Source organism: Desulfomicrobium aestuarii (genome assembly GCF_055385525.1).
Map to the genome: position 1 here is coordinate 867179 of NZ_AP042427.1, position 26749 is coordinate 893927.

34 protein-coding genes are annotated in these 26749 nt (G+C 64.2%); 16 read left to right on the forward strand and 18 right to left on the reverse strand.

Going from position 1 to position 26749, the window contains the following annotated elements; all coding sequences use genetic code 11:
- The first annotated feature begins 44 nt into the window (after positions 1-44).
- Complete coding sequence (gene ettA, locus ACZ5AC_RS03950; protein WP_464249656.1) at positions 45-1727, forward strand: energy-dependent translational throttle protein EttA; 1683 nt, start codon at positions 45-47, stop codon at positions 1725-1727.
- A gap of 116 nt (positions 1728-1843) precedes the next feature.
- On the forward strand, positions 1844-2296 hold the full coding sequence (locus ACZ5AC_RS03955; RefSeq protein ID WP_464249657.1) for a methyltransferase family protein: 453 nt from the start codon (positions 1844-1846) through the stop codon (positions 2294-2296).
- A 79-nt stretch (positions 2297-2375) separates the two neighbouring features.
- Here the strand turns inward: ACZ5AC_RS03955 and ACZ5AC_RS03960 are convergent, their stop codons facing one another.
- Together ACZ5AC_RS03960 and phnF are read right to left on the reverse strand one after the other, a co-directional pair.
- On the reverse strand, positions 2376-3245 hold the full coding sequence (locus ACZ5AC_RS03960) for a hypothetical protein (protein ID WP_464249658.1): 870 nt from the start codon (positions 3243-3245) through the stop codon (positions 2376-2378).
- Between the two features lie 352 nt (positions 3246-3597).
- Positions 3598-4320, reverse strand: coding sequence for a phosphonate metabolism transcriptional regulator PhnF (gene phnF, locus ACZ5AC_RS03965; RefSeq protein WP_464249659.1), 723 nt, complete (start codon positions 4318-4320; stop codon positions 3598-3600).
- A 102-nt stretch (positions 4321-4422) separates the two neighbouring features.
- On the opposite strand from phnF, the gene phnG reads away from it, so the two are divergent.
- From phnG to ACZ5AC_RS04010, 9 genes are all read left to right on the forward strand, one after another.
- Positions 4423-4872 (forward strand): phosphonate C-P lyase system protein PhnG, encoded by a 450-nt coding sequence (gene phnG, locus ACZ5AC_RS03970; protein WP_464249660.1) that lies wholly within the window; start codon positions 4423-4425, stop codon positions 4870-4872.
- Positions 4872-5477: a phosphonate C-P lyase system protein PhnH gene (phnH, locus tag ACZ5AC_RS03975; protein WP_464249661.1), complete on the forward strand. Its 606-nt coding sequence runs from the start codon at positions 4872-4874 to the stop codon at positions 5475-5477. The genes phnG and phnH overlap by 1 nt, the downstream gene beginning before the upstream one ends.
- The gene (locus ACZ5AC_RS03980; protein ID WP_464249662.1) at positions 5468-6565 is read left to right on the forward strand and encodes a carbon-phosphorus lyase complex subunit; all 1098 of its coding nucleotides are present in this window, start codon (positions 5468-5470) and stop codon (positions 6563-6565) included. The genes phnH and ACZ5AC_RS03980 overlap by 10 nt, the downstream gene beginning before the upstream one ends.
- The gene (locus tag ACZ5AC_RS03985; RefSeq protein ID WP_464249663.1) at positions 6555-7403 is read left to right on the forward strand and encodes an alpha-D-ribose 1-methylphosphonate 5-phosphate C-P-lyase PhnJ; all 849 of its coding nucleotides are present in this window, start codon (positions 6555-6557) and stop codon (positions 7401-7403) included. Before ACZ5AC_RS03980 ends, ACZ5AC_RS03985 begins: the two co-directional genes overlap by 11 nt.
- Positions 7404-8177, forward strand: a complete 774-nt coding sequence (gene phnK / locus ACZ5AC_RS03990) for a phosphonate C-P lyase system protein PhnK (protein ID WP_464249664.1) — start codon at positions 7404-7406, stop codon at positions 8175-8177.
- Positions 8178-8184: 7 nt separating this feature from the next.
- A complete protein-coding gene (gene phnL / locus ACZ5AC_RS03995) occupies positions 8185-8883 on the forward strand; it encodes a phosphonate C-P lyase system protein PhnL (protein ID WP_464249665.1) in 699 nt (232 codons plus the stop codon).
- Between the two features lie 5 nt (positions 8884-8888).
- Complete coding sequence (locus ACZ5AC_RS04000) at positions 8889-10022, forward strand: alpha-D-ribose 1-methylphosphonate 5-triphosphate diphosphatase (RefSeq protein WP_464250594.1); 1134 nt, start codon at positions 8889-8891, stop codon at positions 10020-10022.
- A 368-nt stretch (positions 10023-10390) separates the two neighbouring features.
- Complete coding sequence (gene phnN / locus ACZ5AC_RS04005) at positions 10391-10951, forward strand: phosphonate metabolism protein/1,5-bisphosphokinase (PRPP-forming) PhnN (RefSeq protein WP_464249666.1); 561 nt, start codon at positions 10391-10393, stop codon at positions 10949-10951.
- Between the two features lie 2 nt (positions 10952-10953).
- Positions 10954-11556, forward strand: a complete 603-nt coding sequence (locus ACZ5AC_RS04010) for a DapH/DapD/GlmU-related protein (RefSeq protein ID WP_464249667.1) — start codon at positions 10954-10956, stop codon at positions 11554-11556.
- Positions 11557-11572: 16 nt separating this feature from the next.
- Here the strand turns inward: ACZ5AC_RS04010 and ACZ5AC_RS04015 are convergent, their stop codons facing one another.
- Positions 11573-11836, reverse strand: coding sequence for a type II toxin-antitoxin system RelE family toxin (locus ACZ5AC_RS04015; protein WP_464249668.1), 264 nt, complete (start codon positions 11834-11836; stop codon positions 11573-11575).
- Positions 11823-12056 (reverse strand): CopG family transcriptional regulator, encoded by a 234-nt coding sequence (locus ACZ5AC_RS04020; protein ID WP_464249669.1) that lies wholly within the window; start codon positions 12054-12056, stop codon positions 11823-11825. The genes ACZ5AC_RS04015 and ACZ5AC_RS04020 overlap by 14 nt, the downstream gene beginning before the upstream one ends.
- Before the next feature lie 559 nt (positions 12057-12615).
- Here ACZ5AC_RS04020 and ACZ5AC_RS04025 point away from each other — a divergent pair.
- Complete coding sequence (locus ACZ5AC_RS04025; protein ID WP_028577408.1) at positions 12616-12879, forward strand: RNA recognition motif domain-containing protein; 264 nt, start codon at positions 12616-12618, stop codon at positions 12877-12879.
- A gap of 201 nt (positions 12880-13080) precedes the next feature.
- Here the strand turns inward: ACZ5AC_RS04025 and ACZ5AC_RS04030 are convergent, their stop codons facing one another.
- The 14 genes from ACZ5AC_RS04030 to ACZ5AC_RS04095 all read right to left on the reverse strand — a co-directional run bounded on the left by ACZ5AC_RS04030 (position 13081) and on the right by ACZ5AC_RS04095 (position 23129).
- The gene (locus ACZ5AC_RS04030) at positions 13081-13383 is read right to left on the reverse strand and encodes a type II toxin-antitoxin system RelE/ParE family toxin (RefSeq protein WP_464249670.1); all 303 of its coding nucleotides are present in this window, start codon (positions 13381-13383) and stop codon (positions 13081-13083) included.
- Positions 13371-13556, reverse strand: a complete 186-nt coding sequence (locus ACZ5AC_RS04035; RefSeq protein WP_464249671.1) for a hypothetical protein — start codon at positions 13554-13556, stop codon at positions 13371-13373. The genes ACZ5AC_RS04030 and ACZ5AC_RS04035 overlap by 13 nt, the downstream gene beginning before the upstream one ends.
- Positions 13557-13606: 50 nt before the next feature.
- Positions 13607-14341: an NYN domain-containing protein gene (locus tag ACZ5AC_RS04040; RefSeq protein WP_464249672.1), complete on the reverse strand. Its 735-nt coding sequence runs from the start codon at positions 14339-14341 to the stop codon at positions 13607-13609.
- Between the two features lie 162 nt (positions 14342-14503).
- The gene (locus tag ACZ5AC_RS04045) at positions 14504-15250 is read right to left on the reverse strand and encodes a DUF1045 domain-containing protein (RefSeq protein ID WP_464249673.1); all 747 of its coding nucleotides are present in this window, start codon (positions 15248-15250) and stop codon (positions 14504-14506) included.
- Positions 15251-15293: 43 nt separating this feature from the next.
- Entirely contained in the window at positions 15294-16427 is a 1134-nt protein-coding gene (locus ACZ5AC_RS04050; RefSeq protein WP_464249674.1) for an alpha-D-ribose 1-methylphosphonate 5-triphosphate diphosphatase, read from the reverse strand.
- Positions 16428-16440: 13 nt separating this feature from the next.
- The gene (phnE, locus tag ACZ5AC_RS04055; protein ID WP_464249675.1) at positions 16441-17244 is read right to left on the reverse strand and encodes a phosphonate ABC transporter, permease protein PhnE; all 804 of its coding nucleotides are present in this window, start codon (positions 17242-17244) and stop codon (positions 16441-16443) included.
- A 58-nt stretch (positions 17245-17302) separates the two neighbouring features.
- A complete protein-coding gene (phnD, locus tag ACZ5AC_RS04060) occupies positions 17303-18268 on the reverse strand; it encodes a phosphonate ABC transporter substrate-binding protein (RefSeq protein ID WP_464249676.1) in 966 nt (321 codons plus the stop codon).
- A gap of 31 nt (positions 18269-18299) precedes the next feature.
- Positions 18300-19139 carry a phosphonate ABC transporter ATP-binding protein gene (gene phnC / locus ACZ5AC_RS04065; protein WP_464249677.1) on the reverse strand — a complete coding sequence of 280 codons (840 nt, stop codon included), beginning with the start codon at positions 19137-19139 and terminating at the stop codon, positions 18300-18302.
- A gap of 174 nt (positions 19140-19313) precedes the next feature.
- Positions 19314-19493, reverse strand: a complete 180-nt coding sequence (locus tag ACZ5AC_RS04070; RefSeq protein ID WP_464249678.1) for a hypothetical protein — start codon at positions 19491-19493, stop codon at positions 19314-19316.
- 110 nt (positions 19494-19603) lie between these two features.
- Entirely contained in the window at positions 19604-20188 is a 585-nt protein-coding gene (locus tag ACZ5AC_RS04075) for a tetratricopeptide repeat protein (protein ID WP_464249679.1), read from the reverse strand.
- A 3-nt stretch (positions 20189-20191) separates the two neighbouring features.
- A complete protein-coding gene (locus ACZ5AC_RS04080; RefSeq protein WP_464249680.1) occupies positions 20192-20737 on the reverse strand; it encodes a C39 family peptidase in 546 nt (181 codons plus the stop codon).
- On the reverse strand, positions 20724-21122 hold the full coding sequence (locus tag ACZ5AC_RS04085) for a PA2779 family protein (protein ID WP_464249681.1): 399 nt from the start codon (positions 21120-21122) through the stop codon (positions 20724-20726). The genes ACZ5AC_RS04080 and ACZ5AC_RS04085 overlap by 14 nt, the downstream gene beginning before the upstream one ends.
- Positions 21123-21353: 231 nt before the next feature.
- A complete protein-coding gene (locus ACZ5AC_RS04090) occupies positions 21354-21674 on the reverse strand; it encodes a hypothetical protein (protein ID WP_464249682.1) in 321 nt (106 codons plus the stop codon).
- Positions 21675-22007: 333 nt separating this feature from the next.
- Complete coding sequence (locus tag ACZ5AC_RS04095; protein ID WP_464249683.1) at positions 22008-23129, reverse strand: LeuA family protein; 1122 nt, start codon at positions 23127-23129, stop codon at positions 22008-22010.
- A 313-nt stretch (positions 23130-23442) separates the two neighbouring features.
- Here ACZ5AC_RS04095 and nifH point away from each other — a divergent pair, with 313 nt between their 5' ends.
- The 4 genes from nifH to nifD all read left to right on the forward strand — a co-directional run bounded on the left by nifH (position 23443) and on the right by nifD (position 26738).
- Positions 23443-24273, forward strand: a complete 831-nt coding sequence (gene nifH / locus ACZ5AC_RS04100; RefSeq protein WP_464249684.1) for a nitrogenase iron protein — start codon at positions 23443-23445, stop codon at positions 24271-24273.
- A gap of 64 nt (positions 24274-24337) precedes the next feature.
- Entirely contained in the window at positions 24338-24679 is a 342-nt protein-coding gene (locus ACZ5AC_RS04105) for a P-II family nitrogen regulator (RefSeq protein WP_464249685.1), read from the forward strand.
- 2 nt (positions 24680-24681) lie between these two features.
- Positions 24682-25056 (forward strand): P-II family nitrogen regulator, encoded by a 375-nt coding sequence (locus tag ACZ5AC_RS04110; protein ID WP_459824501.1) that lies wholly within the window; start codon positions 24682-24684, stop codon positions 25054-25056.
- 41 nt (positions 25057-25097) lie between these two features.
- Positions 25098-26738, forward strand: coding sequence for a nitrogenase molybdenum-iron protein alpha chain (nifD, locus tag ACZ5AC_RS04115; protein WP_464249686.1), 1641 nt, complete (start codon positions 25098-25100; stop codon positions 26736-26738).
- Positions 26739-26749 lie beyond the last annotated feature (11 nt).

Sequence of the window (26749 nt, forward strand, 5' to 3'; positions counted from 1 at the left end):
CGGCCGGGGCCATCATCCGCAAAAAAAACACACGAGGTTATGCCATGAGCGACGAGCCAAATAAAATCATCTATTCCATGATCCGGGTTTCCCGCTTCTACGACAAGAAGCCGGTCATCAAGGACATCTCCCTGTCCTTCTTCTACGGCGCCAAGATCGGCGTGCTGGGCCTGAACGGCTCGGGCAAGAGTTCGCTCCTGAAGATCATGGCCGGCGTGGACAAGGAGTACAACGGTCAGATCGTCATCTCGCCCGGCTACTCCGTGGGCTATCTGGAGCAGGAGCCGCAGCTCGATCCCGAGAAGACCGTGCGCGAGGTCGTGCAGGAGGCCGTGCAGGAGACCGTCGACCTCCTGCAGCAGTTCGAGGAGATCAACGCCAAGTTCGCCGAGCCCATGAGCGACGACGAGATGGACGCCCTCATCGCTCGCCAGGCCGAGGTGCAGGAGAAGCTCGACGCCGCCGACGCCTGGGACCTGGACTCCAAGCTCGACATGGCCATGGACGCCCTGCGCTGCCCCGAGCCCGAAACCAAGGTCGCGGTCCTCTCGGGCGGCGAGAAGCGCCGCGTGGCCCTGTGCCGCCTGCTGCTCCAGAAGCCCGACATCCTGCTCCTGGACGAGCCCACCAACCACCTCGACGCCGAGACCATCGCCTGGCTGGAGCACCACCTGCAGCAGTACCAGGGCACCATCATCGCCGTGACCCACGACCGCTACTTCCTGGACAACGTGGCCGGATGGATTTTGGAGCTGGACCGCGGCGTGGGCATCCCGTGGAAGGGCAACTACTCGTCCTGGCTGGACCAGAAGCAGAACCGCCTGGCCCAGGAGGAGAAGGAGGAGAGCGCCCGCCAGCGCACCCTCAAGCACGAGCTGGAGTGGATCAGGATGTCCCCCAAGGGGCGCCATGCCAAGTCCAAGGCCAGGATCTCGGCCTACGAGTCCATGCTGAACCAGGAGACCAGGGACAAGATCAAGACCCTGGAGCTCTTCATTCCCTCGGGCCCGCGCCTGGGCGATGTGGTCATCGAGGCCGACCACGTGAAGAAGGCCTACGGCGACAAGCTCCTCATCGAGGACATGAGCTTCGCCCTGCCCCCCGGCGGCATCGTCGGCGTCATCGGCCCCAACGGCGCCGGCAAGACCACGCTCTTTCGCATGATCACCGGCCAGGAGCAGCCCGACGCGGGCTCCATCCGCCTGGGCCAGACCGTGAAGCTGGCCCACGTGGACCAGGACCGCGGCGTCCTGGACCCCAAGAAGAGCGTGTGGGAGATGGTTTCGGACGGCTACGACATGATCAACCTGGGCGGCCGCGAGATCAACTCGCGGGCCTACGTCGGCAAGTTCAACTTCACCGGCGCCGACCAGCAGAAGCTCGTCGGCATGCTCTCGGGCGGCGAGCGCAACAGGCTGCACCTGGCGCTGATGCTCAAGAAGGAGGCCAACGTGCTCCTGCTCGACGAACCGACCAACGACCTGGACGTGAACACCATGCGCGCCCTGGAAGAGGCCCTTGAGAATTTCGCCGGCTGCGCCGTGATCATCTCCCACGACCGCTGGTTCCTGGACCGCATCGCCACGCACATCCTGGCCTTCGAGGGCGACAGTCAGGTGGTCTGGTTCGAGGGCAACTACTCGGAGTACGAGGCGGACTACAAGCGACGCACGGGCTCGACCCTCGCGGTCCCGCACCGCATCCGCTACCGCCAGCTGACGCGCTAGGGACGACGAAATGGAACCCGGCCGGATTTTTTCCGCGCCGGGTTCTTTTCAATCCCGCCCGGCGGTGCTATTTTCATCTTTCCCGTGAATCCCCATTTCCCGACGAGGTGAGAGCGATGAGTTCCAAAAGCGTTTCTTCCAAGATTCTTGGTCCCGGATATGGCGTCATCGTGGCCGGCTGCGTGGTGGAGAACTTCATCATCCGCACGGAATGGTTCAAGCTCGGCTCGGTCATCGGCCTGCTGTGGATGGCGGCGGGGCTGGCCGCGCTGTTCTTCGCCCTGCGCGAGCTGCGCAAGGGCGAGGGCTACATGCTGGTCGAGACCGGCCTCTACGCCGTGAGCCGCAACCCGATCATGGCCGCCAACCTGCTGGGCGTCATGCCGGGGCTGTGCCTGGTCCTGAATACCAACATCGGCATCCTGGGCATCGCCCTGGCGGCCTATTCCTTCTTCAGCACCGTCGGCGCCGAGGAGACGGCCCTGGAGGACGAGTTCGGCGAAGCCTACCAGGCCTACCGCGAACGGGTCAGCCTGCTGGTGCCCGTACCTTTTGGCGGCGGAAACTGAACCGCCGTCCGACCTTCGCGCAATGCAACGAAAAAACGCCCCACAGGGGCGTTTTTTCGTTGCAGGGGACGTCCGGAGGCTATCGAGGCAGGATTTGCTTCAGGTTGCCGAGCTGTTGGATGAGCCGACCGTACTCGTTGATCCGTTCAGCATCGCAGGTGTTGTTCCGCACGCCGGAGACGATCTCGGCATTGGCTTTTTTGAGAGTCTCGATGGCGGTCTGCATGCGCAGGCCGATTTCCACGACCCTGACCCTGATGTTCCTTGCCTTGTAGGACGCGAGAACGATCCGTCTGCGCTCCCCCATGTCCGCAAATCTGCCCGTGTCGAGCATGGAGTCGGCCATGCTCTGGAGCTGGCGCGCTTCGGAATCGTAGGCCGCCAGAAAGCTGGCGTCCCGACCGTCGATGACGAAGTCGGCCAGAATGCGGTCCGCCAGGGCGTTGATCACGTCCTCGAAGGCCAGCACGACCTCGCGGATGGAATCGGCCTTGCGCTTGTCGGTCCAGATACGTGAGAGACCGGCGATGATCTCGTCGATGGCCGCCTGCTGGCGCGGGTTCAGGCTCATCCCCATGGTTTCGCCGGCGCTGTCGGCGAAGGTGATGGCGGACCTGCGGACGAACTGCGTGCGGTCGTCGGAGGCCAGCCTCATGAGCAGGTCACCGTACATGCGCAGGGTCTTGCAGGCCGAGATGCGCTCGGCCGTGGCCTCGGCCGTGGCGGGCCCGTCATATTGCAGGTCACCGGATTTCGCGCTGCCGTCGAGAATGGCCTGGTACGTGTTCAGACGAATGATGCCGGAACGGACTGCGGCGTATTCATCCTCGCCCAAACGGCCGATGCGTTCCGTCGCCAGTCCGAATGCCTCGGTCGCGTCCCGCTGCGAAGCTGTTGTTGCGCACCCCGCGGCCAGGATGCAGAGGCCGACGAATAAAAGGTGTTTCATGCCATTTTTCTAGTTATTTCGGTTGGATGCACTTTGAATGCGTTGTTAATTCCATTGCGTGATCCGAACGCATTTCAAATGTATATACGATATGAAAAGGCTTCGTGCAAGGGTAATGCATTTTTTATATTGTCATACAACATAAAAAATGAGCCTCAATATGCTCACCGGTGTGCACCATTTTGTAGTCGGCCTTGACGTGTATTCAGCTGGTGACAGTGGTCGTTGAGTATTTTGGATTGGTGTTGGCGAGTCTCGAGTATCGAAGCGGCCGTAAGGCTGGGGTTACGACGCTCCATGCTTCACGGAGCGACCGCACTGCATTCTGTCGGTTATGACATGACCCGTGCCGTCAGGTCTCGATGACGAACTGCACCCGGTCGGCGCAGAAGCGGGATTCGCAGTATTCGATGGGCCAGTCGCGGGTGTCGACATTGACGCTTTCCGTGACCAGGATGGGGCGGGTCCGGGGCTGGGCCAGAATGCGTGCCTCGCGGGCCGTGGGCAGCCGTCCGGAGATCTGTGTCCGTCTGCGGCGGTAGTCCTTGACGCCGAAGTGCCGCAGGGCCTGCGTGACCGAGCCCGTCTGCCGGTACAGGTCGTCGAGGCCGGGGAAGCGGGACTGCGGGAAATGCGCGCTGGCCAGGCAGATGCGCACCCCGTCGGCTTCGCCGAGGGTTTCGAGAACCAGGACCGGATCCCCCTTTTCCAGCTCCAGGGCCCGCGCCACCACCGTCGTGGCAGGGATGACGCTGGACGAGATGAGCTCGCCGCGCGGCTTGCGCTCCTGCCGCAGGAGGTTCTCGTGGAAGCGCGTGCGAGTCCCCACGGCGTAGTCGATGAGATGCTCGCGCACGAAGCTCCCGCTGCCCTGTTCCGTGCGCACGAGGTCCTTTTCGGCCAGCAGGGACAGGGCCCTGCGCACCGTGTGGCGGTTGACCCCGAACTGCGCGGCCAGATCCTGTTCCGTGGGGAGCCTGCTTCCGGGCTTCAGTTCACCTTCCTTGATGCGGTATTCCAGCCAGTCCTGGATCTGCCTCCACAATGCCACGCCGCTTCTGCGCTGTAACTCCATCGCCGCCTCCCTGAATGCAAGCTGTCACAATCCGATGCCAAACCGTGCTTGTCGAAAAGACATAGACATCTAGACAAATTTTCCTATTGTGGAGTTTCTTTCATGTCAACAACCGAATCGCGACGCAGGGAGTGGATGGACGCCCTGGCCCTGGCCGACGGGGCCAGGCTGCGGGAAGTCTGGGAAGAGCTGTCCGCAGCGCCTGCATACCATGTCATCCGCGGACCCGAGACCGGGCTGGTCATGGTCCGGGCCAGGGCCGGCAACACCGGCCGGCGTTTCAACCTCGGCGAAATGACGGTCACGCGCTGCACCGTCGGCCTGGCCGACGGAATCATGGGCCATGCCTGGATCGCTGGGATCAGGCCTGAACACGCCAGACTGGCGGCGCTGTTCGACGCGCTCATGCAGATGCCGGAACACTCGGATGCCCTCCGCGCCACCCTGGTCGAGCCCCTGCTGCGCGACCGAAGCGCCTATCTCGCCCGCAGGGCCGCCGAGGTGCGGCCCAGCAAGGTCGACTTCTTCACGCTCGTGCGGGGGGAGGACTGATGCTGCAACCCATTCCCGCCGGTTTCTCCCGCCCCGTCTTCGAGAGCCAGAGCACCTTTCGGGCCGTGCTGCAGGCCATGGCCAATCCGGGTCGGACCGTCCCCATGCCGGTCGCGGCCCAGGGCCCCCAGGGGTGGCCCGGGACCATGGCCGCCCTGGTCCTGACCCTGTGCGACATGGACACCCCCCTGTGGCTCGACCCCGTGGCCAGGACCGCCGAAGCCCTGCGTTTCCTGCGTTTCCACTGCGGCAGCCCCGTGTGCGACAGACCCCGGGAGGCGGCCTTCGCCGTGGTCATGGACCCGCCGGTCATGCCCGGCCTCGACGGTTTTCATCTGGGTGACGCCGAATACCCGGAACGCTCGACCACCGTCCTGATGTGGTCCCCAGGCATCGGGTCGGGCGGGCGCGGCGCGCGGATTCACGGGCCGGGCGTGGACGGGCTGGGGGAACTCCCCCTGGAATGGCTGCCCGAGAGGTTTTGCGGGCAGTGGCGTTCCAATGCCGGGCTTTTCCCCTGCGGGGTGGACATCGTCCTCGTCGGGGCGGAAGCCATCGTCGGATTGCCGCGAACCCTGAAGGTGGAGGAGGGCGCATGTACGTAGCAGTCAAAGGCGGGGAAAAGGCCATCGCCGCAGCCCACACGCTCCTGGCCCGCGAGCGCCGCGGAGCCCCGGAGATAGCGGAGATTTCCCTCGACCAGATCCGCGAACAGCTCTCCCTGTCCGTGGACAGGGTCATGAGCGAAGGGGCCCTGTATGACGAGGATTGCGCGGCGCTGGCCGTCAAGCAGGCCCGCGGCGACCTGGTGGAGGCCGTCTTCCTGCTGCGCGCCTACCGCACGACCCTGCCGCGTTTCGGGTACAGCCAGCCCGCGGACTCGTCGCGCATGCACGTCCGGCGGCGCATCTCCGCAACCTTCAAGGACGTTCCCGGAGGCCAGGTCCTGGGACCGACCTTCGACTACACCCACCGTCTCCTGGACTGGAGCCTGGCCGGGGAAGGGAGGGGGGCTGGAACAGAAGAGAGTTCGGGCTGTGATTCCGGCGTCGGGATCCCGTCGCCCATGCCCCGTGTCCTCGACGTTCTCGGGCGCGAGGGCATCATCGAGTCCGAGGGCAGCGGGGACGACCACGAACCCGCGGACCTGACCCGCCAGCCTCTGGACCTGCCCGCCGGCCGGGACGTGCGCCTGCAGAATCTGGCCCGGGCCGACGAGGGCTTCCTCCTGGCCATGGGCTACTCCAGCCAGCGCGGCTTCGGCACGACACACCCATTTGTCGGCGAGATCCGCATGGGCGAGGTGGAGATCGAGTTCGAGCCCGAGGAACTGGGCTTCTCCGTGACCATCGGCGAGATCACCCTGACCGAGTGCGAGACCGTCAACCAGTTCATCGGCTCCGGCGAGGCGCGCTTCACCCGCGGCTACGGCCTGACCTTTGGCCAGGGCGAGCGCAAGGCCATGAGCATGGCCCTCGTGGACCGCGCCCTGCGCGCCCCGGAACTGGGCGAGGAGAAGAAGGGACCGGCCCAGGACGCGGAGTTCGTCCTCTACCACAGCGACAACGTCGAGGCCTCGGGCTTCGTCCAGCACCTGAAGCTCCCGCACTACGTCGATTTCCAGTCCGAGCTCGTCCTCGTCCGAGGGCTGCGCCGGACCGTGCGGGAGGAGGAGAGCGGCCATGACATCTGAAACCATGCCGGGCTACAACTACGCCTACCTCGACGAACAGACCAAGGCCATGATCCGCCGGGCCATCCTGAAGGCCGTGGCCATCCCCGGCCACCAGGTTCCCTTCGGCAGCCGCGAGATGCCCCTGCCCTACGGCTGGGGCACGGGCGGCATCCAGATCACGGCCAGCATCATCGGCCCCGAAGACGTGCTCAAGGTCATCGACCAGGGCTCCGACGACACGACCAACGCCGTGTCCATCCGCTCCTTCTTCGCCAAAACGGCCGGCGTGGCTACCACCACGCGCACCGAGGAGGCCACGGTCATCCAGACCCGCCACCGCATCCCCGAGACGCCCCTGACCGACGGGCAGATCATCGTGTGCCAGGTGCCCATCCCCGAGCCCCTGCGCTTCATGGAGCCGAGCGAGTCCGAGACACGGACCATGCACGCCCTGGAGGAATACGGGGTCATGCACGTCAAGCTCTACGAGGACATCGCCGAGCACGGCCGCATCGCCAAGAGCTACGACTACCCCGTCAGGGTCGAGGGACGCTACGTCATGGCCCCGTCGCCCATCCCCAAGTTCGACAACCCCAAGATGCACGACTCCCCGGCCCTGCAACTCTTCGGCGCCGGGCGAGAGAAACGCATCTACGCCATCCCGCCGCACACGCGGGTCGAAAGCCTCGATTTCGAGGACCATCCCTTCGAGATCCAGAAGTGGGACTATGCCTGCGCCATCTGCGGGGCCCGTGACAGCTTCCTGGACGAGATCATCACCGACGACCGGGGCGGGCGCATGTTCGTCTGCTCCGATTCCGACCACTGCGCGCGCAGGGTCGGGGAGGACAGCTAGATGGACCAGGAACTGCTGCGGGTTTCCGGCCTGACCCGCTACTACGGCCGCCGCGTGGGCTGCCGCGATGTGAGCTTCAACCTCTGGCCGGGCGAGGTCCTGGCCATCGTCGGCGAGTCCGGGTCGGGCAAGTCCACGCTCCTGAGCCTGCTCTCGGGACGGCTCGCACCCACCGCGGGCGACGTGTCCTACCGCGACCGCGACGGCAGATGGCTGTCCCTGCCGAACCTGTCCGAAGCCGACCGCCGGCGGCTGCAGCGCACGGACCTCGGCGTCGTGCACCAGAACCCGCGCGACGGGCTGCGCATGCGCGTCAGCGCCGGCGGCAACATCGGCGAACGGCTCATGGCCCTGGGACACCGCCACTACGGCCGCCTGCGAGGCGCCGGTCTGGACTGGATGGAACGCGTCGAACTGGACACGCAGCGCATCGACGACCACCCGTCGGCCTTTTCCGGCGGCATGCAGCAGCGCCTGCAGATCGCCCGCAACCTCGTGACTGAACCGCGCCTGGTCTTCATGGACGAGCCCACCAGCGGCCTCGACGTCTCGGTCCAGGCCCGCCTGCTGGACCTGCTGCGCCACCTCGTCGCCTCCCTGGGCCTGGCCGTGGTCCTGGTCACCCACGACCTGGCCGTGGCCCGCATCCTGGCCCACCGCATGATGGTCATGCGCGGCGGCGAGGTCGTCGAGACGGGCCTGGCCGACCAGGTCCTGGACGACCCGTGCCACCCTTACACCCAGCTTCTCGTGTCCTCCATCCTGCAAGCCTGAGGAAGCCATGAACGTACCCATGATCTCCGTCCGCGCCCTGGCCAAGACCTTCACCCTGCACACCCAGGGCGGCACGCGCATCCGCGCCTTCGACGGCGTGGACCTCAACGTGGCCGCCGGCGAGTGCGTGGCCCTGCACGGCCCCTCCGGCGCCGGCAAGTCGAGCCTGCTGCGCTCCATCTACGCCAACTACCGCCCCAGCTCCGGCCGCGTCGTCGTCCGCCACAACGGCGGCAGCGTCGACATGACCGCGGCCGAGCCGCGCGCCATCCTCGACGTGCGCCGCAAGACCCTGGGCTACGTCAGCCAGTTCCTGCGCGTCATCCCGCGCGTCTCCACCCTCGACCTCGTGGCCGAGCGCCTCGCGGTCATGGGCGCGGACGCGGGCGAGGCAAGGGACCGCGCCAGGGAACTCCTGGCCCGGCTGAACATCCCCGAGCGGCTCTGGTCCCTGGCACCGGCCACCTTTTCCGGCGGCGAACAGCAACGCGTGAACATCGCCCGCGGCTTCATCCGCGACTACCCCGTCCTGCTCCTGGACGAGCCCACGGCCTCTCTCGACGGCGAGAACCGCCGCACCGTGGTCGACATGATCCTCGAAGCCAAAGGGCGCGGCGCGGCCATCGTCGGCATCTTTCACGACGACGAGGTCCGGGAGGCCGTCGCCGACCGCTGCCTGCACCTGGCCAGGCCCAAGGAGGCGTGACCCGCATGATCCTGACCAACGCCCGCATCGTCCTGGCCGACCGCGTCGTCCACGGCACCCTGACCGTGTGTGACGGTCGCATCGAGTCCGTGCGCGAAGGACGCGCCGACAGCCCGGACGCCCTGGACATGGGCCTGGATTTCCTCGTCCCCGGCCTGGTAGAACTGCACACGGACAACCTCGAAAAGCAGCTCCTGCCGCGCCCCGGCGTCCTCTGGCCCTCGGCCCGAGCGGCCCTGCTGGCCCACGACGCGCAGCTCGTGGCCGCCGGCATCACCACCGTCCTCGACGCCCTGTCCTGCGGCCAGTACTACGAAAAGAGCGACCGCCGGACCATGCTGACCCTGGCCCTCGACGCCCTGCGCGAGCTGCGGCCCGCAGGGCACCTGCGCGCAGACCACCTCCTGCACGTGCGCTGCGAAATCTCCGACCCCGACCTGCCGCGGCTCTTCGAGCCCTTCCGCGACATGGACGAGGTGCACCTCGTTTCCCTCATGGACCATACCCCCGGACAGCGGCAGTTCGTCGACCTCGGCGCCTACCGCACCTACTACAGCAAGGACCGGCAGTGGACCGACGAGGAGTTCGAAACCGAGATGGCCCGCATGCGCGACGCCCAGGCCCGCTTCGCCGGACCCCACGCCGCGGACATCCTGGCCTGGTGCCGTGAACGCGGCGTTCCCGCGGCCAGTCACGACGACGCCACCACCGCCCACGTCGAATGGGCGAACGAACAGGGCATGGCCATCAGCGAGTTCCCGACCACCATGGACGCCGCCCGCCGCGCCTGCGAGCTCGGCCTCCTGACCCTCATGGGCTCGCCCAACGTCGTGCGCGGCGGTTCCCACTCGGGCAACGTCTCCGTGCGCGAGGTCGCCGCCGCAGGCTTCCTGGGCGGCCTGTCCTCGGACTACGTGCCCGCGAGCCTCCTGCATGCCGCCTGGATCCTGCACGCCGACGTCTCCCTGCCCCTCTGGGACGCCGTGGCCCTCGTCACTGCCAACCCCGCCCGCGCCCTGGGCCTGTCCGACCGCGGACGCATCGAGCCCGGACTCAAGGCCGACCTCGTCCGCGTCCACGTCGACCGCGATCTGCCGGTCGTGCGCCGGGTCTGGCGGGATGGGGTGAGGGTGTATTAGAGGGAGGCGCAAGAGAGACGGTCGTCACGAACCGTGGCATGATGCGGCAATGGATTTCGGGGCGAAATATCGTAGGGGCGAAAAATTTTTCGCCCCGACACGGAATCACGAAAATTTCCCGCCAACAACGACCACGGTGGAACCCCGTAGGGGCAGGCCTACGTGCCTGCCCAATTTTCGGCGCACGACCAGGATGACCGCATAGGGCCGGAAGAAGGGCGGCCACATAGGGCCGCCCCTACGATGTCGATATCATGGCGTTGATCCGGTACCGGAATCCGGGGCGACACATTGCAGGGGCGAAAAATATTTCGCCTCTGCTACGGATAACATGGGAAATTTTTTTATTGTTTTGCAACAGGAATCTTATGCCAAAACTGATCTACATCATGGGGCCTTCAGGCTCCGGCAAGGACTCTCTCATGGCCGATGCCCGGCTGCGGCTTGCCGCCGAAGCGCCCGTCATCTTCGCCCACCGCTACATCACCCGACCCGCCGACGCGGGCGGGGAGAACCATGTGGCCCTGTCGCGGGCGGAGTTCGGACTGCGGCTGGTCAGGGGGCTCTTCGCCCTTTCCTGGGAAAGCCACGGCTTCGCCTATGGTGTCGGTCGGGAAATCGATCTCTGGCTGGGGAAGGGGCTGACGGTTGTGCTCAACGGTTCGCGAGAGGCCCTGCCTGAGGCGCTGCGCGCGTATCCGGACCTGCTGCCGGTGCTCGTCAGCGTGCCCGAGGACGAGTTGCGCCGGCGCCTCGGAGGCAGGGGACGGGAGGATGGGGCGGAGATGGAACGCCGTCTCGCCCGGGCCCGGATGATCGTCCCGGAAGTCCCGGGACTCGTGCGCTTCGACAACTCCGGCCCGCTGACGGAGCGCGGCCGGGCCCTGGCCGAGCTCATCCTAGAAACTCTTGACGACAGAAGGGAATGACAGTGCTTTCACCGGAACCGACCATCCATGCCACGGCGGTGGTGACCGACAGCAGCCTCGGCGCCTGGACCGAGATCGGCGAGCAGACCGAGATCATCTCCTCGACCATCGGGGATTACTCGTACTTCTGCGACCGCTGCCACGTCATGTACGCGGCCGTGGGCAAATTCTGCTCCGTGGCCAACCACGCCCGTCTGAACCCGAGCAACCACCCGACCTGGCGCGCCACCCAGCACCACTTCACCTACAGAAGCGCCAAGTTCGGCCTGGGGCCAGACGACGACGCATTCTTCGCCTGGCGAAAAGAACACCCCGTCACCCTCGGCCACGACGTCTGGATCGGCCACGGCGCCCTCGTCATGCCTGGCGTGACCGTAGGCACGGGCTCGGTGGTCGCCTCCGGCGCCGTGGTCACCAAGAATGTCCCGGACTACGCCATTGTCGCCGGCGTCCCGGCCAGGGTCATCAAGTACCGCTTTCCGGCCGAGCTGCGGGACAAACTCCTGTCCCTGGCCTGGTGGGACTGGGAACATGCGAGACTGGCGGCGGCGATGCGGGATTTTCGGACGATGAGCGCGGAAGCGTTCGTGGAGAAACACGGCTGAAACGCATCGCGGGAGTCTAGCCGTTTTTGTAGACATCCCGCCGGTGACCGACTTTCACCACCACGACGATGAGCTCGTGGTCGCGAATTTCATACAGTATTCTGTATACACCTTGCCGGACCCTGTACCGCTCCTGCCCTGAGAGCTTTTCGCATCCAGCGGGCCGGGGATCCTCGGTCAGACCTTCGATCCTCCCGAGCACAAGGCGTACGTCCCTGGCGGGAAGGCTCCGCAGATCCTTGGCCACCGAGGCTTTGATGCTCAGCTCATATCTTGCCATGGGCCTTGAGGTCGTCGAGGAGCGCTTCGTAAGTCATGGTCGGTTCGGCCAGGCGCATTTCAAAGGCCGCCAGATCTTCCTGATCCTCGGCCAGGGCCCGTCTGACGGCATCGTTGACGATATCGGACAGGGAGCGGTTCGCGTGCGCAGCCTTGAGCCGGAGCGCCGCATGAAGCTGTGGGTCGAAGTAGATAGTCGATCTTCTCGTGTTTTCGGACATGGCATACCCTCCGCTTCATATCTGACGTTGTGACGTCATGACGTCAATGGGCAGGATGCCGTATTTTGAGAATGCTTGGGGGATGGGGCGGTCCCGTGTTCGCCGATCCGACAGCCTTCGGAATGCGGGTTCTGCACTTTTGTGCTGCTGCCAATGGTGGGGACAATTTCGATCCTGGGTCGGCGGGCTCGGCAAGTCATGTGAATTGTTCTGGCATTGCAGGATTTCAGGAGACCTGCGCCCGGTCTTTCGCAGAGAAACTTGGAAATGGAGCAGGAATGATGTCAGTGTAATGATGATTTGGAAATTATTTTTCCCGAAATTGATATTCATTTAAACGATAAAATAGAGACGATTGAATACAAATATAAGATTTGTGAAAAAATAAATTTATAATATTCATTGACAATGTCTGTTCACACCCATATTTGTCTCTGGCTTCGCAGGATTTCGTGTTTTGGTTCTTTGTGAATTGAAAGATGAATCTGAATTTTCGATGATATCTGTTTTCATCGGAATTGAAGCATTTTATTCCTTTTTTTTCTCTGGAGTTATTCTTTTGTCTAAGAACATCTATGTTGGTAATCTGTCCTGGTCGACCTCCAATTCCGATCTTAACGCCATGTTTTCCCAGTATGGTCAGGTCACGTCCGCGAACGTGATCGAAGATCGTGACACCGGCCGTTCGCGCGGTTTCGGTTTCGTCGAAATGGACGAAGACGGCGCTCGCAAGGCCATCCAGGCTCTGAACGGCACCGATTTTCAGGGCCGCAACCTGAAGGTCAACGAAGCTCAGCCCCGCGAGAGCCGCAGCCGCTACTAAGCCTCTGCAATAAGCACTCTGAAAGCCCGTCCCTGACGGGCTTTTTTTTGGCCGTGCGCCCGGCAGGGTGTGCGGACTTTAAGGTGGAAGCCATCAGCGCGTCCGACAGAGAGAAACGTTAGCCGGACCAAGGGTGCCCTCTTTGAGGAGAAATCTGCAAGAAGACGAGGTGTGTGGAGAGATGTTTTGAATTCGTCAGAATCAGGACGTTTCATCCAGCTTCGTGAGCAATCGCTGGCCATGGATTACTGCGACTATCAATACCCGTTCTGTTTCTATGCGATAGATGAGACGGTAGCTGTAGATCAATCGTTCCCTGATGCGTGGATCGCCGAATTCCGGAACAACTCGTCCACGGTTCGGCATGGTGCCAAGGCTCCGTGCGCTTTCCACAACCGCCTGAACGACAGCGCGCGCATAAAAATCGGAATCACGCGCAATATACTCCGCGATCAGTTCCAGGTCTTCGAGCGCCTGGGGTGACCAGTCGATCAGGAGATCCATCGAGCAAGCTTTTTTTCGACGTCCTTTTGGCTCAACGTTCCATCCTGCTCCGCTTTGGCAATACCACTGCGTATTTTTTCAACAACATACAGATGATATTGGACATCCTGTAGAGAACAGTCGTCGGGAAGGGAATCAAGGAGATCTCTGACGGTTTCTTTTGCGGCATTCATGGTTGCGCCTCCGAAGCGAATTTGGGGCTGTCTTCGAGTTGAGTCAAGGGTCATTTTTTCCGAGTGTCTTTAACGTACCCCCCCTTTTCCCGCCGGTCGATTTCAAAAAGACCGATGGCTGCGATGAGTTCGCTCAACTTGTTGAATCCATAGTTTCGAGGGTCAAAATCGTTGGCAGTCTTGTTCATGTACCCGCCAACTGGTCCAAGTCCAGCCCAGCCGTTTTCATCGGAAGTCGCCTCGACGGCTGACCTGACGAGTGTCATGAGCGCAGTATCTCCCCTCAATTCTTTTGCGGTTTTAGGGAGTTTTGCTTTTGCCACGACGGTTTCCTGAGTTTCCGCGAACACGTCAGTATAAATGAATCTGTCGCAGGCGGAAACAAAGGGGCGCGGAGTTTTTCTTTCCCCGAACCCGTACACGCTGCGCCCTGATTCGCGGATGCGTGCAGCCAGGCGAGTGAAGTCGCTGTCGCTGGAAACGAGGCAAAATCCTGAAAAATGGCCTGAGTACAGCAAATCCATGGCGTCAATGATCATGGCGCTGTCTGTAGAATTTTTGCCCGTCGTATAGCGGAATTGCTGTATGGGTTGAATGGAATATTCCAGGAGCTTCGATTTCCATGTTCCCAGATTCGGCGTTGTCCAGTCCCCGTAAATGCGCTTGACGCTGGCAACACCGATCTTTGCGATTTCGGCGAGCAGGCCTTCGATGACAGCGGGACTGGCGTTATCGGCGTCAATGAGAACCGCCAGTGATGAGTTCGATTCAAATCCGTTTGCCATGCAAGCCTCTGTGTCGATGTTTTCTTTCGGCATCAAGCGTGTTCAGCCGCCTGCCGATGGCAATGCTGTGGCGCGGCACGACATGCTTGAGCCAGATAACGCGGCATCATTGCACGACGCAAGGGCAAACGCGACGGCGTTCGGACCGTATGATCACCAGGCTCAAGAAATGTCCGGTTTGGGGATCAGGGCGAGGTCGAACCTTTGCATCACGGCGAAGGGTTCTTTCGGACACCTCTGGCGGAACACGCAGATGTCCCGAATCTGGATGGGCGTGTGGAGAACGGGGGAAAGCAGGGGGGCGAGCGCAGCGCGGAGGCGTTCCCGCTCTTGGGAGGTCGGGATTTTGCCCGTCAGGGTCAGGTGGAACCTGAACTCGTCCAGCACATAGGGGTAGCCCCAGCGTTCCAGCAACCGATCCTGGGCGGCTGTCAGTCCCACGGAACGGCGTCTGGCCAGCTCTTCTGCCGAAGGCGGACGCCGGAAGGGGTCCAGTTCCGTGACGCAGGCCCGGGCCAGGGCGTCCAGTTCAGGGCAGGGGGCCGAGGGCGTCAGGGCCAGGAAGGAACCGAGGCTTTCCAGACGCAGCGGTGGAAGCTCGAAGGCGGGTCTGTCCGCGGCCAGTACGGCCACGGCGTCCAGCAGACCGGCCTCCGTCGTCCCTTCGGCCAGGAAGAAGGGCGGCTTGAGGGTGCCGTGAAGCCCGTAGCGCCGCGGCGAAGCCGTCAGTTCGGCCAACCGCTGCGGCTCCACGCCCGGAAGCACGGGCTGCGCCAGCTCCTTCCCCGTCCGGGCGCAACGCCCGAGAATCGAGGCGCAGACGCGCTCCAGCCCCGACCCCGGACCCGGCGCAAAATATACGGCATACCGCGCATCGGCCATGCTCACGCCATTCGCATCACATCGCATCGATTTTCCTCCCCCCGGAGGCATTCTTCACCACTCCCCCCCATCACATCACTTTCCGCCCTTCACGCCATACTGCGACAACCACGGGCACGTCGTCCACCATGCGCACGCGCAGGAGGTCGGCGCGTTTGCCCGGGACGAGTTCGCCGCGATCTGTCAGGCCAAGGGCCTTGGCCGGGTTGGCGGTGACGGTGGCCAGGGCCTGGTGCAGGGGCGTGCCCAGGCGCTGGGCCATGACGAAGGGGGCCTGGAGGAGGCTTGCGGGCATGTAGTCCGAGGACAGAATGTCGACGAGGCCGTCAGCGGCCAGGTCCAGGGCCGAGACGTTGCCGGAGTGGGATTCGCCGCGCACGACGTTGGGTGCGCCCAGGACCGTGGCCAGTCCCAGTTCGCGGGCCTTGGCTGCGGCGGCGCGGGTGGTGGGGAACTCGGCGATGCGCATGCCCAGGCGGGCGGTCTCCTCGACGTGCTCCACGGTGGTGTCGTCGTGGCTGGCCAGGGGCAGGCCGCGCTGTCGGCAGAGGGAGAGGATGGTTTCGCGGTTGGGCTCGGCGTGGCTGGCCTGGACGGCGCGCAGGCGCTCGATCTCGGCCAGGAGTTCCTCGTCGGTCCATTTCTTGTCGGCGTGGAAGGAGCGGTACTTGTCCAGGTCGCTCCATTGGCGCTGTCCCGGCGTGTGGTCCATGATGGAGACCAGGCGCAGCAGTTCGTGGTCCATGACCGAGGTGAACATCTCGACCACGGCGCGGTCGGCCAGTTCGCAGCGGATGTGCAGGAGGTGTTCGGCCCGCAGCAGATCGTTGCCCATGGCCTGGTCCAGTGCCTCCAGGGTGGCGCTGAAAATCTCGCGGCGCATGCGCTTGGCGCTGAATTCCCCGGCGCTGACGGCGTCCAGGACCGTGGTCACGCCGGCGCCGACCATGTGCGTGTCGTGGGCCATGATGGCCGTCAGGCTTGTCGGCCAGCGCACGCCGGAGCGGGGCATGAAGTGCTTTTCGATGTTGTCGGTGTGGATCTCGACCAGGCCGGGCAGGAGGAAGTCCCCGTCGAAATCGACGGCCGGCGTGGAGGTGTTGGATCCGAGGTCGGTGATCAGACCGACCGCGGCGGCCAGGGAACCGTGGACGACCCCGCACGGGGTGACCATGCGGGCGTTGGTGCAGCACAGGGAAGGCATGTGGGGCTCCGGTTCAGACGAAGAGTTTGCGCAGGCGTTGGGAGGCCAGATCGATGAGGGTCACGGAGACGATGATGAAGAAGATGATGGCGCAGGTCTGGGCGAAATAGAAGCCGCGGATCATCTCCCACAGGATGACCCCGATGCCGCCCGCGCCGACCATGCCCAGCACCGTGGCCGAGCGGACGTTGGATTCGAAGCGGTACAGGGAGTAGGATATCCACAGCGGGATGACCTGCGGGATGACGCCGAAGATGACCTCCTCCAGGATGCTCGCGCCCGTGGAGCGGATGCCCTCGACGGGCTGCGGGTCGATGGCCTCGACGGCCTCGGAGAAGAGCTTGGCCAGGACGCCCGTGGTGTGCACCCACAGGGCCAGGACGCCGGCGAAGGGCCCCAGGCCGACGGAGACGACGAAGAGCATGGCGAAGACCATCTCGTTGATGGCCCGGCAGGCGTCCATGACGCGGCGCATGGGCTGGTAGACCCACCAGGGGGCGATGTTCTCGGAACTGAGGATGCCGCACGGGATGGCGCAGATCACGGCCAGAAAAGTGCCCCACAGGGCTATCTGGAAGGTGATGACGATCTCCTCGACGTACATCCGCCAGTCCGTGAAGTCCGGCGGGAAGAAGTCGCCGGCCAGGGTGGCCATGTTCGCGGAATCCTTGATCAGGGCCAGGGGCCGCATGTCTGCGCCGTCCCAGGACCAGGCCAGGGCGGCCAGGACGAGGCCCCAGCCGAACAGGCTGCCGAGGGTGTTCTGGAGGGACCTGGGCGGTCGGGTGGCGACGAGGATCGTTTGCTGGGTGGTCATGAAGTCGTCCTTGTCGGCGGCCGGCATTTACGCGCCGACCGCCGGGGGGAGTGGAAGGCTACATCCTGGCCTTGATGGCTTCGAGCTTGGCGTCGATCTCGGCGAGCTTTTTGGTCTTTTCGTCGGCGGCGATGCTGGCGTCGCCTTCGACCTTCATGCGGCTCTTGAAGAGTTCGAGCTGGCGGATGGGCAGGAGCTGGTCGTCGGTGGACTCCTTGAAGGGGGCCCAACCCAGGGCCGCCAGGATGGCCTTCTCGTTTTCCTTGCCCGTGGCGCCGTAGGTCATGATGAACTTCTTGACCTTGGCCTTGACGTCCTCGGGCAGGTCCTTGCGCCAGACGAGGGGGTCGCTGGGGATGAGGGGCGAGGTCCAGATGACCTTGATGTCCTTGCGCTTGTCGGGGTGGCTCTTGTCGAGCTTGGCCAGGTTTTCGCTGTTGTTGGTGGCCACGTCGACCTGCTTGTTGGCCACGCTCAGGGCGTTGGTCTCGTGGTTGGCGTTGACCACGTTCTTGAAGATCTTCTTGGGGTCGACCTTGTTCACGGCGAAGACGTAGTAGCCGGGGACGAGAAAGCCCGAGGTGGAGTTGGGGTCGCCGTTGCCGAAGGCCAGACTGCCGGCCTGCTTCAGGACATCCTCAAGGGAGTTGAGCGGCGAATCCTTGTGGGCGATGAGATGGGAATAGTAGCCGGGGGTGCCGTCGGCGGGCACGGTCTGGGCGAAGATCTCGCCGTCGGCGCGGTCCACGGCCTCCATGGCGCTCTTGTTGCCGTACCAGGCCACCTGCACCTTGTTGAAGCGCATGCCCTCGATGATGCCGGCGTAGTCCGAGGCGAAGAAGGCGTTGATCTTGAGTCCCGTGGCCTTCTCCATTTCGGCCAGGAAGGGCTCCCAGTCCTTCTTGAGGTTCATGGTCGCCTCGGTGGAGATGATGCCGAAGTTGATTTCCTTGACCTCGGCGGACACGGTCTGCGCCCCCAGCAGGGCGACGAGGACGAAGAGGCCGAATAGCTTGCGAATCATGGTCTGGACTCCTTTGAAACGTGATCGGTTATTAGGCCGCGGCGGGCGCCGCGGCCGATTTGCTGTGCAGGGCTTTCCGGCTGCGCGCCGCGCCTTCCACTGCGGGGGAGAACAGTTCCTCGGTCTCGGCGCCGTAGATATCCTTGAGGAAGGATGGGGTCAGGGCGTGGCTCGGACCGTCGTAGACGACGCGGCCGCGGCGCAGGGCGATGGTGCGCGGGCAGTAGCGGATGGCGTACTCGACCTGGTGCAGGGAGACGACGATAGTCATTTTGTCCTGGCGATGGACCTCTGCCAGTATGTCCATGACCACGCGGGAGGATTCGGGGTCGAGGGAGGCGATGGGCTCGTCGGCCAGGAGGACCCGGGCCCGCTGGGTCAGGGCGCGGGCAATGGCCACGCGCTGCTGCTGGCCGCCCGAGAGTGTCGAGGCTCGCTGCCAGGCCTTGTCGGCCATGCCGACCCGCGCCAGGGACTCCAGGGCCAGGCGGCGTTCGGCCGGCGGAAAGAGGTTGGACACGGCCCGCCACGTGGGCACGCGGCCCAGGGCGCCCATCAGCACGTTGGTCATGACCGAGAGGCGGTCCACGAGATTGAACTGCTGGAAGATGACCCCGACCTCCGTGCGCACCTTGCGGGCGTTCCGCGAGAGGCGCCCGTCGCGCTGCATGACGTGGCTGAGGACCTCGATCTGCCCCGAAGTCCCCGGGTCGCAGCACATCAGCCCCGAGATGTGGCGCATGAGGGTCGACTTGCCCGAGCCGGAAGAGCCGATGAGGGCGACCATCTCGCCGCCTCCGATCTCCGCTTTCACGTTGTCGAGGCCCTTGGTGTTCCTGAAGGTCTTGGTCAGTTGCTTGATCTGAATCATGGCGTTTCCTCGCGTTTTGTCTTCACTAGGAAACATCTGTGACGGGACTGTGTCCGGAAAAAGACAATTCCGGAGCGAGATGTCTATACAATTTCAGAGTTTGTCGGGATCTTCGGCGGGGAAGCTCCACGGGCCGGCGAAGATCCGGCCTGGCGGACGGGCGAGGGTGATGATTCAGTCGTCTTCGAAACCGGCCGCGGCGAGGTCGCGCTTGAGTTCGTCGAGTTCCGTCAGGATGGCGATGAGCACCTCGCGCCGCGGGTCGTCCTCGGCCAGGCCGGAGAGACGGTCCTGAAGCCTGAGGATGCGTGCGCCGAGGATGTCGTAGAATCGGGCGGATTGGTTCCGGCGCATGGTCATAAGCTCATTGGAGATTGGTTCGGGCTTGGGTCCGCGTTCGGGATGCATGGAAAAGGCGACGCCGCCGAGATTCCAGCCGCAAACGAGCGCCAGTTTACACCGGCTCACGGCTGGATGTCGACTCTTTCCCCGGGGGCGGCCCGCAAGGCGCGTTCGCGCAGGGCGGCGGCATCCGGGCGCAACGGGTCGTCACCGGGCAGGGCGCGCAGCACGCCGTCGAGGAGGGCGACGGCTTCGTCCCGGCGGCCGGCCTGGAGCAGGGCCAGGGCTCTGGTGCACGCGAACAGCGGGTTGTCGGGGTCCAGGTCCAGGGCCTTGGCCGACCATTCCAGGGCCTCGGAGTCGCGTCCCTGCCGTGCCAGGCTGTAGGCCAGGTTGTTCATGGCCTCGGGGTTGCCTGGGTTGCGGCGCAGGGCCCTGCGATAGCCGTCTTCTGCCTCCGCCCACCGGCCGAGGGCCGCATGCACGTTGCCGAGGTTGATGAGCGGCTGGTCCCAGGACGGGTCCTTGTCGGCGGCCTCTGTGTAGGCCTGCAGGGCCAGGTCCGGTTCTCCGGCCGATTCGTGGGCAACGCCCAGGTCGTTGCGCTCGCGGGCGTCAAGGGGGTCCGAGAGCACGACGATCCTGGGCGCGGCGCATCCGGCGAGGAGCAGGGTCAGGAAAAGGATGGCGCGCAGGGCGATGTTCACGGGTCACTCCACCACGAGGTACAGTCTGTTCATGCGTTTCCAGCCCTGCAGCAGATCGTCGTCCCGGACGTACAGGTAGCCCTGCGTCCCGGCGTGCAGGAGGAAGCCTGCCGCGTCATGGCCGTAGACGACGAGGAAGTGGCCCTGGCTGTAGAAAGGGGCGCCCATGTCCGCCAGGACGATGACCGGGGAGCCGGCGTCGAGAGCGTTCCGGAGCTGGGCCGCGTCTCCCCTGCCCGAACGGGTCGAAAGGCCCAGGGAGCGCGCGTAGTTCTCCATGTCCGGCAGCAGGGTGCGCTGCATGGCGGGCGTGTAGACCTGTGCCGTGACCTCGGCCAGGGGAACCGGCCTCCCCCGGAAGGCCAGGACGGAAGCCAGGGCCGCCGGGCCGCAGTCGGTCCTGTCGGTTTGGGCCACGAAGGGCACGTCGAGACGCACGGCTCCCGGGCCCGCAAACGATTCCGCGCGGAATGCGGAGCCGAGCCCGCACCCCGCGTAGAGCAGAAGAAGGGCCAGGGTCACGGCCCGGCAGAGGTCATTGGACGACAATGCGTCTGTCGCTGATCTTGAGGATGACCACGACCAGGAGGATGATCAGCAGCACGCCGATGACCACGCCGATCACGCCGCCGCCGACGTCGTCCGAGAGACTGGCCAGCTGATGGAGCTGTTCGTCGTTCAGGGAGCCGAGCTTGGCTCCGACCTCCTCAGGGGTCAGGCCGTAGTCGGCCAGCCGCTGGGCCACGACTTTCTGCTCCAGGGCGCTGCGGATGGACGCGATGTCGGCTTCCCGCTGTTCGATGGACTGGCCCGTGGACAGTCTGCTTTGGGCCAGGAAGGCCGCCGCGTCGGTCGGGATCAGGGCGAGGATGACATAGGAGAGCAGGACCGCCCAGCAGAGGCGGGGATCGAAAAACCATTTGTCACTGAACATTTCAGCCTCCTTCGGAAAGTGGGTCTCAAACAGGTGTGCCGGAAAGAATGGCTCATGCACCTGTTCCCAGTCAAGCCTACCGCGTCGGCCGGAGGAACTTCGAGGGAGCCGGAGCCCCGCATCTGCGCCGATTCCTTCGGCTGGACCCAGACTGCTTTGGCAGTTGGGAGGGATTTCGGCCAGGCGAGGGCCATCCCCCGCGCCGGCGCGTCATGTACGCATGAGACCGGCCTATTTGCAGGAATTCAGGGGCTCGCTGTCGATCTCGTGAACCCTGCCGTCTCGGATCTCCACCTTGGCGCAGCCGCCGACTTCCAGGGGGCCTTCGACCTGATCGAACTCCGTCGCCGGGTCGGCCAGCACGACGCGGCTACCGATGACCCATTCCCCGGCAAGCCCGCCCGCCGGCATTTCCGTGACGATGCCCCGGAACTCGCTGCGCAGGTAGTCTCCCCCTCGCTTGGCCGAGGCGGGGGAGAGGAAGACGGCCAGGAGCAGAAGGGCGCAGATCATGGCCGTTATCGTGACCAGTTTGCGGTGCATGCTTTTCATGAGGGGCCTCCTCGGTGCAGGTTGGGGGAGGGTCTCCCGCGGCTGGTCCGTACATCGCTGGGTGCATGCCCGGAACGCCTCTCTGGCAGGGGAGCAGCATTAAGATATTTACTTACGTTCGCTGCGTGCGAAGTCAATGCCGGCGGCCGTCTCGTCCACGGCAAAGGCGCGCTCAGGGACAAGCCGCGGGGAGGGGCGTCGTGACGCAGACCGCCCCGGACCATGCCCGGGGCGGTCTGCAGAATGGCTGGATGAGCAGGCCCGGGCGCTTCATGCCCGCTCCCTGCCGGGTGTCGTCACTCGCGGAAGCCCTGTCAGGCCGGGACAGGGATGTCAGCAGTTTCCGCCGTCCAGGCATTCCTGGCGCGCGACCAGGGCCTGCAGTTCGTCGGCCTGCAGGGGCCGCCCGGCGCGCCCGGCCTTGTCGCGGATGGCGCTGACGATGCCGCCCAGGGAATGGAGGGGTTTTTCCAGACCCATCTGCCGGAGCATGGTCCCCACGGCCCCGCGACCGGCCTTGGAGCCCAGGCCCAGGACGCGGTTGGCGCCCGTGTGGCAGGGGTCGTAAGGCTCGAAGAGGTCCGGGTTCTTCAAAATGCCGTCCACGTGCAACCCCGACTCGGCCGCGAAGATGTCCTTCCCGGCCACGGGGCGGTTGCGGGCCACGGGGATGCGCGCGTGCTCGGCCACCAGGTCGCACAGGCCGCGCACGGCGTTCATGTCGTAGATCTCGTAGCGCTGCACGAGCCGCAGGTGCGCCGCCACCTCCTCCAGGGCCGAGATGCCCGAGCGCTCGCCGATGCCCAGGACCGACACGTCGGCCCAGTGGGCCCCGGACTCCAGGGCCGTGACGGCGTTGGCCGTGGCCATGCCGAAGTCGTTGTGGCAGTGGATGGCGATCTCCATGTCCACGCCGTCGGCGAAGAAGCGCACCAGTTCGGCGATGCGCAGGGGGGTCATGACGCCCAGGGTGTCGGCAAGGCGTATGCGCACCGCGCCCAGTTCCCTGGCCGTGCGGGCCATGGCCAGGGCGAAGTCCTGGTCGGCTCGGGTCACGTCCTCCAGACCCACGCTGATGCGCCGGATGCCGCAGGAGTGGGCCAGGCCCACGGTTTCCTTGAGCATGCGCGTCAGCCCTTCGCGGTCCGTGCGCAGGCGCTCGGCGATATGCAGGTCCGAGACGGGCAGGCCGATGTTGATGGTGTCGATCCCCAGTCCCGCGGCACGGTACACGTCCACGGGCCGGCAGGGAGACCAGACGCTCAGGTCCGCGGTCACGCCCTGGGCGCGCAGGGCCCCAACCAGCTGTCCCAGCCCTTCCTGGCCGACCCAGCCAACCTCGATCTCCTCCACCCCCATGGCCGCGATGCGGCTGGCCATCTCTATGCGCACGGATTGCGGGACATAGTTCCCGAACATTTGCGCCCCTTCCCTCAGTGTCGTGTCGATCAGCATGCTACCTCCCGTGTTTGCCTCTTCATGTGCACGGTCGATGCCAACCGTGGATCAAACGCAACATGCCGTAAATATTGGGCGGCATCATGCCGCAGGCGCATGCGTCGCAACGGACGGAAGTGTCCGAGGCTACATTTTTGTCTTTGTAGGCAGTGTAGATCGAAGTTGTCAGAAATTGTCCGAAATTGCTAGAAATGTATGTTTTTTCAGATAGTTGGCTGGTCTGTGAGGTTTTGGCACGGCCGTTGCCCTAGGCAGATCCAGGTACGGCACATCAAGCACACCACAACTCTCACATAAAGGAGCACACGTCATGAGGAAGATCGCGATTTACGGAAAGGGCGGCATCGGCAAGTCCACCACCACGCAGAACACCGTCGCCGGCCTGGCCGAGATGGGCAAGAAGGTCATGGTCGTGGGCTGCGACCCCAAGGCCGACTCCACCCGCCTGCTGCTGGGCGGCCTGGCCCAGAAGTCGGTTCTCGACACCCTGCGCGACGAAGGCGAGGACGTCGACCTGGCCGACATCCGCAAGCCCGGCTTCAAGGGCACCTGGTGCGTCGAGTCCGGCGGACCCGAACCGGGCGTCGGCTGCGCCGGCCGCGGCATCATCACCTCCATCAACATGCTTGAGTCCCTGGGCGCCTACCAGGAGTCCGAGAAGCTCGACTACGCCTTCTACGACGTTCTGGGCGACGTCGTCTGCGGCGGGTTCGCCATGCCCATCCGCGACGGCAAGGCCGAGGAGATCTACATCGTCTGTTCCGGCGAGATGATGGCCATGTATGCGGCCAACAACATCTGCAAGGGCATCATGAAGTACGCCGAGTCCGGCGGCGTGCGCCTGGGCGGCCTGATCTGCAACTCCAGAAACGTCGATAACGAGCGCGAGATGATCGAGGAGCTGGCCAAGAAGATCGGCACCCAGATGATCTATTTCGTGCCCCGCGACAACGACGTGCAGCGCGCCGAGATCAACCGCATGACCGTCATCGAGTGGAAGCCCGAAGCCCCCCAGGCCGACCACTACCGCAATCTGGCCCGGGCCATCGACCAGAACAAGATGTTCGTCGTGCCCAAGCCCCTGGAAATCGAGGAACTGGAGCAGCTCCTGATGGACTACGGCCTTCTTGAGGCAGTGTAGGCGGCCGACACGCTGAAAATGAACCCAACTATCCGAAATCGATAATTTCAAGGAGAGAAAACATATGATCATGGTCAGAGCAATCGTACGCCCCGAAAAGTCCGACGACGTCCTTGCCGCCCTCATGGATGCGGGTTTCCCGGCGGTGACCAAGTATTCCGTGGCCGGTCGCGGCAAGCAGCGCGGCATCAAGATCGGCGAAGTGACCTATGACGAGATCCCCAAGACCATGCTCATGAGCGTGGTCAAGGCCGAGGACAAGGACTTCGTCATCAGCGTGATCATGAAGGCCGCCCGCAGCGGCGCCAAGGGCGCCTTCGGCGACGGCAAGATCTTCGTGAGCGAAGTGGCCGACGTCTACACAATCAGTTCCGGCATCTGCGACAGCGCCACTGCGGGAGCATAGCCATGAAAGAAGTGATCGCGGTCATCCGCATGAACATGATGAACAGGACCAAGAAGGCCCTGCAGGACGCGGGAGTGGTCGCCTTCTTCGCCCACGAGGCCTACGGGCGCGGCAAGGGTCTGGTGGACCTGAAGCCCCTGGAGGGGGCCAAAAAGGGGATCGAGGAGGCTGTGGCCGTGCTCGGCGAGAAGGGCAAGCTCTACCCCAAACGCATGCTGACCGTGGTGGTCACCGACGACCTGGTGCCCGAGGTGGTCAGGGTCATCACCGACACCAACAAGACCGGCCAGCCCGGCGACGGCAAGATCTTCGTCCTGCCCATGATCGACGCGGTAAGGGTCAGAACCGGAGAAAAGGGCGCCAAGTCCATTGAATAGACCCGATTTCGACTGAAATCGGGACAGATAAGGAGAACACCATGGCATCGACTGCGAAAAAGCTCGTCAACTGGACGCCGACGGACGTGAAGGCGGAAATGCTCGCCAAGTATCCGCCCAAGGTGGCCAGGAAGCGCGCCTCCCAGATCCTCGTCAACGAGGCCCTCGGCAACGAGACGCCTGAAATATCGGCCAACGTGCGCACCATCCCCGGCATCATCACCATGCGCGGCTGCACCTACGCCGGCTGCAAGGGCGTCATCCTCGGGCCCACCCGCGACATCGTCAACATCACCCACGGCCCCATCGGCTGCGGCTTCTACTCCTGGCTGACCCGCCGCAACCAGACCGACGCGTCGGGCGAGGGCGACGAGAACTTCATGCCCTACTGCTTTTCCACGGACATGCAGGACCAGGACATCATCTTCGGCGGCGAGAAGAAGCTCGAGGCGGCCATCCAGGAAGCCTACGACCTCTTCCACCCCAGGGCCATCGCGGTCTTCGCCACCTGTCCCGTGGGCCTCATCGGCGACGACATCCACGCCGTGGCCCGCAAGATGAAGGCCAAGTTCGGCGACTGCAACGTCTTCGCCTTCAGCTGCGAAGGGTACAAGGGCGTCAGCCAGTCGGCCGGCCACCACATCGCCAACAACAAGATCTTCAGCGAGGTCGTGGGCGAGAACGATGCCGAGAAGCCCGGCAAGTTCAAGATCAACCTCCTGGGCGAATACAACATCGGCGGCGACGGGTTCGAGATCGACCGCATCCTCAAGAAGTGCGGCATCACCAACATAGCCACCTTCTCGGGCAACTCGACCTACGACCAGTTCGCCTCGGCCCACAAGGCCGACCTGTCCGCCGTCATGTGCCACCGCTCCATCAACTACGTGGCCGACATGCTCGAGACCAAGTTCGGCATCCCGTGGATCAAGGTCAACTTCATCGGAGCCAAGTCCACGGCCAAGTCCCTGCGCAAGATCGCGGAATACTTCGGCGACCCCGAACTGACCGCGCGCGTGGAGGAGGTCATCGCCGAGGAGATGCCGGCCGTGGAGGAGGTCATCGCCGACGTCCGCCCGCGCACCGAAGGCAAGAAGGCCATGCTCTTCGTCGGCGGCTCCCGCGCCCACCACTACCAGGACCTCTTCGCCGAGATGGGCATGAAGACCCTGGCCGCCGGCTACGAGTTCGCCCACCGCGACGACTACGAAGGCCGCCAGGTCATCCCGGACCTGAAGGTCGACGCCGACAGTCGCAACATCGAGGAAATCCACGTCGAGGCCGACGAGAAGCGCTACGCTCCGCGCAAGAGCTCCGAGGAGATGGCCAAACTGGAAGCGGCCGGGTTCAGGTTCAAGCACTACGACGGCCTGATCCCGGACATGGACCACCAGACCCTCGTTGTCGACGACCTGAACCAATACGAGGCCGAAAAGCTGGTCGAGATCGTGAAGCCCGACATCTTCTGCGCGGGCATCAAGGAGAAATTCTCCATCCAGAAGCTGGGCGTGCCCATGAAGCAGCTGCACAGCTACGACTCCGGCGGTCCCTACGCGGGCTTCCAGGGCGCGGTGAACTTCTACAAGGAGATCGACCGCCTCGTGAACAGCAGGGTCTGGGGCTACATGAAGGCGCCCTGGCAGGAAAACCCGGAACTCTCGGCCACCTACGTCTGGGAATAATGAGGACACAG